Source organism: Acinetobacter ursingii DSM 16037 = CIP 107286 (assembly GCF_000368825.1).
Lineage (GTDB): Bacteria > Pseudomonadota > Gammaproteobacteria > Pseudomonadales > Moraxellaceae > Acinetobacter > Acinetobacter ursingii.
The window spans coordinates 378,154-390,133 of record NZ_KB849717.1 but is presented as its reverse complement, the minus strand read 5'-3'; the positions used below and the strand labels follow the sequence as shown (position 1 = coordinate 390,133).

The 11,980-nt window shown below is 38.5% G+C and carries 9 protein-coding genes; 7 read left to right on the top strand and 2 right to left on the bottom strand.

The features are described from left to right. Positions 1–29: 29 nt before the first annotated feature. Both F944_RS09370 and F944_RS09365 read left to right on the top strand, forming a co-directional pair. The gene (locus F944_RS09370) at positions 30–950 is read left to right on the top strand and encodes an NAD(+) kinase (protein ID WP_004989753.1); all 921 of its coding nucleotides are present in this window, start codon (positions 30–32) and stop codon (positions 948–950) included. Further along, a complete protein-coding gene (locus tag F944_RS09365) occupies positions 947–1,213 on the top strand; it encodes a YeaC family protein (RefSeq protein ID WP_004989751.1) in 267 nt (88 codons plus the stop codon). Before F944_RS09370 ends, F944_RS09365 begins: the two co-directional genes overlap by 4 nt. Before the next feature lie 22 nt (positions 1,214–1,235). Here F944_RS09365 and F944_RS09360 read toward each other — a convergent pair whose 3' ends face one another. Further along, positions 1,236–2,243 carry a glycosyl transferase family protein gene (locus tag F944_RS09360; protein WP_004989749.1) on the bottom strand — a complete coding sequence of 336 codons (1,008 nt, stop codon included), beginning with the start codon at positions 2,241–2,243 and terminating at the stop codon, positions 1,236–1,238. A 442-nt stretch (positions 2,244–2,685) separates the two neighbouring features. Between F944_RS09360 and F944_RS09355 the strand changes: the two genes are divergently transcribed. Continuing rightward, positions 2,686–4,017: a dicarboxylate/amino acid:cation symporter gene (locus tag F944_RS09355; protein WP_004989747.1), complete on the top strand. Its 1,332-nt coding sequence runs from the start codon at positions 2,686–2,688 to the stop codon at positions 4,015–4,017. A gap of 314 nt (positions 4,018–4,331) precedes the next feature. Beyond that, positions 4,332–6,569, top strand: a complete 2,238-nt coding sequence (locus F944_RS09350) for a TonB-dependent receptor (RefSeq protein WP_004989744.1) — start codon at positions 4,332–4,334, stop codon at positions 6,567–6,569. 87 nt (positions 6,570–6,656) lie between these two features. Here F944_RS09350 and F944_RS09345 read toward each other — a convergent pair whose 3' ends face one another. Continuing rightward, entirely contained in the window at positions 6,657–8,111 is a 1,455-nt protein-coding gene (locus tag F944_RS09345; protein ID WP_004989740.1) for a SulP family inorganic anion transporter, read from the bottom strand. 852 nt (positions 8,112–8,963) lie between these two features. Here F944_RS09345 and F944_RS17095 point away from each other — a divergent pair. The 3 genes from F944_RS17095 (at position 8,964) to F944_RS09330 (ending at position 11,961) form a co-directional block, all read left to right on the top strand. Next, positions 8,964–9,170 (top strand): hypothetical protein, encoded by a 207-nt coding sequence (locus F944_RS17095; protein ID WP_010588781.1) that lies wholly within the window; start codon positions 8,964–8,966, stop codon positions 9,168–9,170. A gap of 410 nt (positions 9,171–9,580) precedes the next feature. Then, complete coding sequence (locus F944_RS09335) at positions 9,581–10,900, top strand: NCS2 family permease (RefSeq protein ID WP_004989736.1); 1,320 nt, start codon at positions 9,581–9,583, stop codon at positions 10,898–10,900. 62 nt (positions 10,901–10,962) lie between these two features. Then, positions 10,963–11,961, top strand: a complete 999-nt coding sequence (locus F944_RS09330; protein WP_004989733.1) for an adenosine deaminase — start codon at positions 10,963–10,965, stop codon at positions 11,959–11,961. Positions 11,962–11,980: the final 19 nt, after the last annotated feature.

Genomic DNA, 11,980 nt, shown 5'->3' with positions numbered 1-11,980 from the left:
CTATACTGGCTTTAACTTATAGGCATCCAATGCAGTCTGCAAATCTTTCAGCCAAATCTTTTCGTAATATCGGTTTAATCGGCCGTCCTGATAAATCATCAGTCGTTGAAACATTAAGTCTGATTCACGACCATCTTTTGCATTTGGGATTACATCCTGTTTTTGATCAGGAAACGGCAGCACTTGTACCTGACAATAACACGCAAAGTGTAAGTCGTAGTTTATTGGGTGAAGTGGTCGATCTCGTGATTGTGGTGGGCGGTGATGGTTCACTGTTACATGCTGCACGTGCATTGGTTCGACATAATACCCCTGTAATCGGGGTCAACCGTGGTCGCTTGGGATTTTTAACCGACATTAAACCGTCTGAGGTGATCTTTAAACTTGATCAGGTATTACAGGGACATTTCCAGTTAGATCGACGTTTTTTACTGGAAATGGAAGTCCGTTCCAAAGGTGAAACTATTTATGATGCGATTGCGCTCAATGATGTGGTTTTACACTCTGGCCGCTCCGTGCATATGATTGATTTTGAGCTGAATATTGATGGTCAGTATGTTTATCGTCAACATAGTGATGGCCTGATTGTCTCGACACCAACAGGTTCAACCGCGTATGCACTGTCAGGCGGCGGTCCGATTTTGCATCCGGGTATGGATGCGATTGCTTTAGTTCCAATGCATCCGCATACCTTATCTTCACGTCCAATCGTGGTCAGTGGACACAGTGAAATTAAACTCACGATTCGCGAAAATCGTGTTCTCCCGATGGTGAGTGCTGATGGACAAAACAGTATTTCCTTGAATGTCGGTGATACAGTGCATATCCGAAAGCATCCATTTAAGTTAAACTTATTACATCCACCCGGTTATGACTTTTATATGGCTTGCCGTACAAAGCTTGGCTGGAATCAGGATTTTGACTCATTTCAACAGCAGGATGACGCATGAATATTGAACAAATGCTTGCCGTTTTAGATCCAGATATCGTGGAGCGTTTAAAAACGGCAGTGGAAATTGGCAAATGGCCAAATGGTATCGCATTAACTCAAGAACAACGCCAAATTTGTATGCAGGCGGTCATTGCGTGGGAACATGAGAATGTCCCTGAAAAAGAGCGTACAGGCTATATTGATAAAGGTAAAAAGGAAGAAGGTGAGGAGTGCGATTCACACCTGCCAGAACCTGAATTTAAACCGATTCGTTTTATTTAAAACGTATCGGTTTTCATGGTATTTAAAGTGCTTTGTCGAATCTAGTATTCCAAAGCACTTTTGCTTTTTGCATCGCTTGAGCATAATCGTCAACCACATTCATGGTATATAGCGCGATACCCATCGTTTCAATAATTGCCATTTCACCATATTCATGACTCGTCTGACCCAACCACACTTGTTTAAATGTGGCTAAATCAAGCTCATCTTCAGTTGGGCTACGTTCTGGAGTCAATTTAGGCAATTCGTATTCATACAATTCACCATTTTTAATACCACAAATAAGCGTTTTTGCATCAGGATTACGCTCAAATTCACCGCCTTCGCCTTTAATCACCGCACTATTTTTATAGCCCAGTTGATACGCTGCTTGTTGGTGTGAATTACGGTAGGCAGGATGAAAAATGGCTTGCAGGGTAGCTTTGGCATTAAAGGGATTAATTAAGCGCGCTAAAGTATGAACAGGTGAACGAAGCCCCATGACATTCCGTAAATCGATCATATCACTCAGGACAGGGGAAATTACGTCCAAAGGTAAATAAGCAAAATGTTGTTGCTGTAACTGCTGCTGAACATCTTGTTCAGACTGACAAATTGCATAGTCCAAATATTGTAGAACTTGTTCAGTATACACACGGTTAATGGTATGACCCGCAGCGCCATGCATGACAATGTTATAGCCATGCTTTGCTAAGGTGAGTGCAGATAAGAGAAACCACGGATAATGTTTACGTTTACCCGCATAAGATGACCAATCCAGATCGACATCTAATGGCTGAAAGTTCAGTTGATCTTTGGTGGCTTGTACAAATCCAGTGAGTTCTTCAACAGATTCCTCTTTCACCCTTAGCAACATCAAAAAAGCACCCAACTGAACATCCAAGACTTCTCCTTTCAAAATCATGGAAAAAGCAGCATAAGCTTCTTCATAATTTAATGATCGTGAACCTGTTTTTCCTTTGCCGAGTATTCTTACATATTGGGCAAAAGGATGTTCACTGTCTTTATATAGATTTTTCTTAGTGTTCATATGCGGTCAATATTTCGTTGAAAAATGAATAGCATCACTATGACATAAAAATAAAATGAAAGAATTATTCTTAAGGGTATTAGACTAATGTCTACACTATTTTTGATTAAAAAATAGCCGAAAAATGGATTTTGTAACCGATAAAAAGAGGAATTGCAGTAAACTCTCGGCATTTTAGTACTGTTTAATTTTTATTAACGATTTATTCGTTACCTCCCATTTTTCTTTAAACAGATTAAGTTCTAGTTTGATCGAAACGTTTTAAGTCGTGAGACTGTTTTGAAAAACATATTGTTTTTCATCTTAAGGAAAGTTTTCTTGTAAAAGAACTTCCGCCATGAGTCATTCAGACAAGTGGGCTAAAGGGCTGTCTATAAATTTTTTATAGATATTTTTATAGATATATTTCTAAGGGCTTAGAAATATTTGTTGACGTAAAGTTATGGCTAAAAAACCGATTTACAAATCACTTTATTTTCAAGTGATCATTGCCATTATCGCAGGTGTTTTGGTTGGACATTTTTATCCAAGCACAACCCAAATCGTAGATGGTGTCAAAGAAAATATTCCGGGGTTAGGAGAACAACTCAAACCTCTGGGGGATGCATTTATTCGTCTGATTAAGATGATTATTGCACCTGTCATTTTCTGTACGGTGGTCAGTGGTATCGCGGGTATGGAGAGTATGAAATCTGTCGGTAAGACTGGCGGAATTGCATTACTTTACTTTGAGATCGTTTCAACCATCGCACTGATTGTAGGTCTTTTGGTGATTAATATTGCCAAACCAGGTGTGGGGATGAATGTCGATCCAGCGACACTCGATACAGCAGGGATTGCGAAATACGTTGCCTCTGGTCAGTCCCAGTCTACCGTCGAATTTTTGATGCATATCATTCCTGAAACGGTAGTAGGCGCATTTGCCAATGGTGAAATTTTACAAGTTTTACTGTTTGCTATCCTATTCGGTTTTGCACTGCATAAATTAGGTGATGCAGGTAAACCAGTTTTGAAACTGATTGATCAAATTTCACATGTATTTTTTAACATCGTGAATATGATCATGAAGCTTGCGCCGATCGGTGCTTTTGGTGCAATGGCTTTTACCATTGGTAAATATGGTGTTGGTTCTTTGGTACAACTTGGACAACTTATCTTGTGCTTCTATGTCACGTGTTTGTTGTTTATTTTTATTGTATTAGGCACGATCAGCCGTGTGTGTGGTTTCAGTATTTTCAAAATGTTACGCCTCATTCGTGAAGAATTACTGATTGTACTGGGGACATCTTCGTCAGAATCTGTGTTACCGCGGATGCTGAAAAAGCTCGAAATCGCAGGTTGCGAAAAGTCAGTGGTCGGTTTGGTTATTCCGACAGGTTATTCATTTAACTTGGATGGTACTTCGATTTACCTGACCATGGCTGCAATTTTCATTGCTCAGGCCACCAACACCCAGCTAGATATTCAACATCAGATTACGTTGCTAATTGTGCTATTGATTTCATCGAAAGGTGCAGCAGGAGTCACAGGTTCTGGATTTATCGTCATGGCTGCAACTTTGTCAGCGGTGGGGCATATTCCAGTTGCGGGACTTGCCTTGATTTTAGGTATTGATCGCTTTATGTCTGAAGCACGTGCTTTGACGAATTTAACGGGTAACAGTGTAGCAACGATTGTCGTTGCGAAATGGGTCGGTGCATTGGATATGCAAAAACTTCAGAATGCATTGAATAACCCTGAAGAAGTTGATCGTCAAATGCTTGAAGAAAAATAAGCCTTCAGTTACTTAACTAAGCCAAAAATGTAGAAAAAGGGATGAGATTGATCATCCCTTTTTTATTGGAAATTTTGGGGTGTAATGAATGTTTTATCGCGGATGCTTCGAAGCTTAGTGCGATATTTGTTTTGTAATTCTTAAAAATATAGTGGAATTTTCAACTTTAAAGTCAACATTATTAAAATCATCTTAATTATTTGTATCTAAAATAATCAATTTGTATAAAAATATTAATGCAAATGAGAATATTTTTTATTAGTATTCGCTTGTTTTTATTTTACTAAATATTTTAAGTCTGAGTAATTTTTCTAATGAATCATTTAAATTTAAAAATGAAGCAAGTCGGGGCTTTTAAACTGAGTTTGTTGGCTATGATGATTGTGCAAAGCCAAGTGGTTTTTGCCAAAGATATTGAAGCATCATCACATTCAGAAATGCTAGAAACGGCTAAGGCGGTATTACCGACAATTAAGATCGAAGCGATGAGTGAGCTTGATCCTATCAAAAGTTATATTGACTACGACGAAGCTAATGTTACTCGTAATGGGCTAAAAAAGAAGGATATTCCGCAAACCATCGATACCATTGATGTGCAAAAATATAAAATATATGGCGCCAATGATCTGAGTATTATGCTGCAAGGGACACCAGGCGTTTCAACAAGTTATGATACTCGCGGTGATGGTATTTATTTACGTGGTTTTGCCGCAGATGCAGGCGATATTTATCGTGATGGTGTGCGTGAAAGTGGACAGTTACGCCGTAGTACCGCCAATGTTGAACGAATCGAGATACTAAAAGGGCCAGCTTCTGTTCTCTATGGTCGAAGTCAGGGTGGTGGCGTGATCAATATGGTCACAAAATTTGCCAATTTTGATTCGAAAAGTACGCTAGGGCTTTATACAGGATCTTATAACAATGTGGGAGCAACTGTAGATCTCAATCGAGTTTTAAATGATCACTGGGCAGTCCGTTTAACAGGTGAAAAGGCCGATACCAATAGTTTCCGTAAAGGAATTGGTTCGCAAATAGAAATGCTTTCACCGAGTATTAGCTATCGCAATGATGATCAAACTTTGTTATGGACGACACAATATACCTACGATAAATTGGACCGTACTCCTGACCGAGGGCCAAGTTATGAAAACTTGCCGAAAGATGTCTCATTAAAAACAGGTTTTGCGCGTCCAACCGATTATATAGAAGATGAACTTCAAACTATTCGTACAGATCTCAAATATGAATTTGCACCTGAGTGGAAATTCCACTGGGCGGCTAGTTACCGCCAAGCCTATCAAAATTTTGACAATTTCTTTGGCGGAACATGGTGTGATTTGAACGGTAAACAAATCACGGGTGCAGCGTGTACTTGGAAGGGATATTTACGCCAAAGTTATGCATGGCAAGAAACCATGAATAAAACATTACTTAATACTTTTGATATTACAGGCAAATTCAATACAGGTCGTCTTGAACATCAAATCATGTTTGGTAGTGATTGGACACATGAGGATCGAGATCCAAAGCTTGGTAACTATTCAAGCGGTAGTCAAAGTTATTATGGTTATATCAATCCTTATAATCCTTCAGATTATTATGATGATTTGCCTGTAAATGCCCATAAAGCAACCACGACCATTAACCATCACGATGCAGAAAATCTAGCGTTTTTCTTACAGGATTTAGTGACACTTACTCCAACTTTAAAAATGATGCTCGGTATTCGCTACGATACATTTGAATTTAAAACACAGGCACAGGTTGCAAATAGTAAGCCTGTAAATGTATCGAAAAGCTATGATGGCGAAAGCTTAAGCCCAAATGTTGGCTTTGTCTGGCAGCCAACAGATCAGCATAGTTTTTATAGCTCATATAGTAAAAGTTTTGCACCTTATGGTGGGCGAGGCATGATCAGTATTGATCCAAATGTGAATAATACCAGTGTCTATGATGCAAAACCTCAATACAATGAACAATACGAAGTCGGGGTTAAAAGTGATTGGTTCGAGCAGCGTTTAAATACACAGTTATCGGTTTTTGATATTACCAAGAATAATATTCGCTATCAGCCAGATCCAACAAATCAACCTAATGAATGGCAAGTCGGACAGCAACAACAATCAAAGGGTGTTGAATTCAGTTTTATTGGTCGTGTCTTAGAGAATGTCTTTGTACGCGGTGGATATGGTTATACCGATGCCAAATGGAAAAAAGATACTCGCGCTACAGTAGCAGAAACCAGCCGCTTGAAAGGTAATCGTCTTGCCAATATCTCTGAAAATACAGGTAATTTATTTATACGTTATTTACCCGTTGAAAGAGTCTATGCTGAAATTGGTGGCACCTACGTGGGATCATTTTATACCGCAGATAACAATCTGAACAAGATTGAGGGTTGGACACGCCTAGACGCAGCTTTGGGTTATAAAGATGAGCATTGGGGGATTACTTTCGCGGTAAATAATCTCACCGATAAAGAATACTGGCGCTCTAACGCGATGCCAGGTGCGCCACGAAATTATTTGGTTCGTCTTAATTATCAGTTCTAAAGTTTCAGTTTTAAATCTCAAATAAGCTTTTAATAAAAAACCGTGCAAATGATTTGCACGGTTTTTTATCTCTTAGAGTGAGCGTTTTTAAATTCTGGCGTGTTTACCGTACTTATCGATCATGATCGAACTTGCTTCATTTAGGCCTTTTACAGTGACCTGTATATTATTTTTCTGAAACTTTTCAATAATGCTATCGAGAGAAGCGACTGTCGTCACATCCCATATGTGAGAATGCGTTAAATCAATAACGACTTGTTTAACATTTTCCTGAGAATCAAAAGCCTGAGAGAAACGTTCCGAAGAGCTAAAGAATAATTGACCACGTACATCATAAATGCGTGTGTCGCCATGACGTGAAGTTTCAATATGTACATCATTTTCAAGTTTTTGCGCCAAAAATAATGCAGAAAGGAGAACCCCAACCAAAACCCCAATTGCCAAATTATGAGTTGCAACCACCACGATGACTGTGGCTATCATGACAATATTGCTGCTTTTAGGATTATGTTTAAAGTTTTTAATCGATCCCCAATCAAAAGTGCTGATAGACACCATAATCATCACGGCAACCAATGCCGCCATAGGAATGACCCGCAACCAATCACTGATAAACACGACTAATATCAGTAGAAAAACACCAGCAACGAGAGTTGAAGGACGTTTGCGCGCGCCAGATTTTACATTAATCATGGATTGCCCAATCATGGCACATCCCGCCATACCGCCCATAAAACCAGTCACGATATTGGCAAAACCCTGACCTTTACACTCACGATGTTTATCGCTCGAGCTATCCGTCAGTTCATCCACAATAGTCGCGGTCATCATCGATTCTAATAATCCTACTGCTGCCAATGCACAGGAATAAGGTAAAATAATCCATAAAGTTTCAAGATTCCACGGAATATCTGGAATAAAGAAATGCGGTAGGCTATTGGGCAAATTGCCCATATCACCGACGGTTCGTACATGTGAGTTTAAAAATAGCGCCAAGAATGTAATGACAATAATACAGACCATGGGTGAGGGAATTAACTTGCCAATCTTGGGAACATAAGGAAATAAATAAATAATGGCGAGCCCTAAAATCACAAATACATAAACCTGATACGAAACATGTAATAATTCAGGAAGTTGTGCCATAAAAATTAAAATAGCCAAAGCATTTACAAAACCAACCACCACAGATTTGGAGACAAAGCGCATCAGTTTGGCGAGTTTAAGTTGTCCCGCAATAATTTGAATAATACCTGTCAAAATTGTTGCTGCAAGAAGGTAGTTTAGTCCATGTTCTTTGACTAGGCTAACCATCAATAATGCCATAGCGCCTGTAGCTGCGGAAATCATGGCAGGTCGACCGCCCATAAAAGCAATTACAACCGCCATGGAAAACGAGGCATATAAGCCAACTTGAGGGTCAACACCTGCGATAATGGAAAATGCAATTGCTTCGGGAATAAGAGCAAGTCCAACGACTAAGCCTGCAAGAACATCCCCGCGAATATTGGAGAACCATTCTTGACGAATTTGCTGAAACATAAATAGCCTGTAAGAGTATTTGTATATGATTAAAGGCTAGTGATGTGATATTTACACACACGACGACACCACATCACTAGACAGTGATGAATTGATAAATAAAAAACAATCAATTAAGGTGGCGTGATTTGCATAAAATGAAAGAGATTTTGAAACGAGTCGCTAGTGTAGCACCATTAGCCAGAGAAACCAAAGCGAGCAGATGAGTCACTATGTGATTGCTAAACTTGAACTTAAAAAAGTGAAGAATAAAAAAAGATGTATCTGCTGACAAAAAAAGTCACTTTATGCCAATCTGAATCATCCTAAAAATATCATGATATCAGACTGAGAATTTATCATTAAAACGGCAGAATAGTGATGCATTCATTATTTTGTCACGATAATACAATAATTTATTAGTTGAGGTATTGTAGGACATACGCTGAGTATATTTGTATTTCCCAGCTTAAGTCCTCATAATTTAATACCTAAAGATCATTTGTTGTGCTTTTAAAAGTCTAAAAATGATAGTTTTGATACTTAAGTAACCAAAATTATACGAATACAATGAATAGCGAAACAATGAAAAGTTTTTAAATTATCCGAAGGAGTTTAAGAATCAGATTGATGTTGACGCGATGGTTATCATAAATAGTTCTAAACTATTTAAATAATAATTTTAAATCAAAAGATTAACAATAAATGAGCGATCTGAATGCTGTATTGTCCAGATTAGATCATGATGCACAAAGGGTTAAAAATTTCAAAAATGCATCACATATAAAGTATCAAGAGAATGTTTTATGTGTCGCTTTTTGTTCATTTTTGGTAAAATAAATCACAAATATGTGGATAACAAGAATATCGCTTATGAGAAATATACTTATTTTGATTTTTGCGAGCCTAGTGATTCTGCTTGGTTACAGTATTTATCTTGATTCTAAAGTAAAGAAAAGAGAACAGGTGAGTCGAGTAATCACAGAAGCAGAGCATAGTCTCAAGACACTTGAAGCGAATCCAAACTACAATCAGCATTCGTCGCTTTCTGGTGTTCATCGTCAGGGTCTAATACAATAGCTTTAAAATTTTGATTTCAAGCTCATGATTTTAAATAAATTTTATAAATGTATCGAATTGGATTGCTAAAACAAAAATATAAATAATATGATATAATCTTTTCGTGGGAAGGCATTAAAGATATCAATTTATATTTTTAACATCATATTCCTTCAATTATATGTGAAGCTGCATACATCTATGCGGCTTTTTTGTGTTTTGGTCAGATGATTAAACCTTATACTTTGTTACTAATAGTGTGTATTTGGAAATAGGGAATTGCTTTTTAATAATAAGCAAATGGCATATTGATTGCTTAATCCATTATACAATCGCAATGCGTCTTAAAAGTGTATTCAAATAAATATTTCCTTTAAGACCATATACATATAGCAACACAGTATGCTCAAACTTTTTGTAGGGACTATGTTATGTCAACTCCTAACCCTTCAGCAGACTTGTTAGAGCGCTTATTTAAACTAAGCGAAAATAAGACAAGCTTTAGAACTGAAGTGCTTGCAGGTGTAACGACCTTTTTGACGATGTGCTATATCATTATTGTCAATCCACTAATTTTGTCTGAAACTGGAATGGATCATGGTGCGGTCTTTGTCGCAACCTGCTTGGCTGCCGCAATTGGCTGCTTGGTCATGGGGCTAATCGCCAATTATCCAATCGCACTTGCTCCTGGTATGGGGTTAAATGCTTATTTTACCTACTCAGTTTGTCTGGGCATGGGTGTGCCGTGGCAAACTGCCTTAGCCGCAGTTTTTATTTCGGGTCTTATTTTTCTGGCAATCAGCTTTTTAAAAATTCGTGAAGCGATTGTGAATGCCATCCCGATGTCACTCAAATTTGCGATCGGGGGGGGGATTGGCTTATTCCTTGCGTTGGTGGCACTCAAAAATTCGGGCATTATTGTAGCAAACCCAGCGACACTAGTCGGTTTGGGTGATATTAAACAGCCAACAGTTTTATTGTCACTACTTGGGTTTTTGATGATTGTAGTGATGCATCACTTTCGAATCCGTGGTGCGATTATTATCAGTATTCTGGTCATTACAGCCATTTCAACATTCATGGGTTTGAATCAATTTAAAGGTGTCGTTGGTGAGATTCCATCATTAGCGCCGACTTTCCTACAAATGGATTTTGAAGGACTATTTACCGCAAGTTTGATTGGCGTTATTTTTGTCTTCTTCTTGGTCGATTTGTTCGACAGTACTGGAACACTGGTTGGTGTTTCACATCGTGCGGGTTTATTGGTCGATGGTAAATTACCGCGTTTGAAAAAAGCCTTATTTGCAGATTCGACTGCGATTGTTGCAGGGGCTGCTTTAGGAACTTCTTCGACTACACCATATATTGAGTCTGCATCAGGTGTGGCCGCAGGTGGTCGTACGGGTTTGACTGCGGTGGTAGTCGCTTGTTTATTCCTTGCTTGTTTGTTTTTGGCTCCTCTTGCTCAATCAGTCCCAGGTTTTGCCACTGCTCCAGCACTTTTATTTGTTGGTGTGTTGATGATTCAAGGGATCACCAATATTGATTGGGAAGATATTACAGAAGCTGTTCCTGCATTTTTAACCATTGTCTTTATGCCATTTGCTTATTCAATTGCAGATGGTATTGCGATGGGCTTTATTAGCTATGCTTTGATTAAATTACTGACAGGCAAAGCTAAAACTGTCCCATATATGGTTTGGATCGTGGCAGTACTTTGGGCATTTAAGTTTGCTGTATTTGGCGGATAATTTTTATTGAAGAAAAAAGGGTGCAGGGTGTTTTCTGCGCCCTTTGCTATTTTGGAGTTATTATGAATCAAGTTGAGTTAATTCGTGTTTTACCCAAAGCCGAATTACATGTGCATATTGAAGGCACGTTTGAGCCTGAATTGATGTTTGAAATCGCACAGCGCAATCATATTCAGATTCCTTATCAGTCGGTCGAAGAAATTAAACAAGCTTATAATTTTCATAATTTACAGTCATTTTTAGACATCTATTATGCAGGCGCAAATGTTTTGGTACATGAGCAGGATTTTTACGATCTGGCTTGGGCATACTTCGAAAAATGTGCTGAAGATAAAGTCGTGCATACTGAAATGTTTTTTGATCCGCAAACGCATACTGAGCGTGGAGTTGAGTTTGCGACAGTCTTGAACGGGTTAAAACGCGCTTGTACTGATGCAAAAGACAAACTAGGCATTAGCTCTCAACTGATTATGTGTTTTTTACGTCATTTAAGCGAAGAAGATGCATTTAAAACGCTCGAACAAGCATTGGCATTTAGAGATGACATTATTGCGGTTGGATTAGATTCTAGTGAGGTTGGGCATCCACCGTCCAAGTTTGAACGTGTTTTTGCTAAAGCACGTGAAGCAGGTTTTTTAATTGTCGCACATGCAGGTGAAGAAGGTCCGCCAGAATATGTGTGGGAAGCACTGGATTTGCTTCGGGTCAATCGTATTGATCATGGCGTGCGATCAGACGAAGATCCAGCTTTATTGCAGCGTTTGATTGATGAAAAAATGCCGTTAACGGTTTGTCCGCTCAGTAATTTAAAGCTTTGTGTCGTAGAGGATATGGCTGAACACAATATTCACCGTTTACTCAAACAAGGCGTACATGTCACCATTAATTCAGATGATCCCTCTTATTTTGGTGGTTATATGAATGATAATTTTCTTGCGGTTCATACAGCTTTGAATTTATCCAATGATGAGCTAAAACAATTGGCGATCAATTCATTTGAAGCATCTTTTATCGATTCTGCTGAAAAGCAGAAATGGATTGCAACTATCCAACAGCTATAAAATAAAAATAGAATATTGA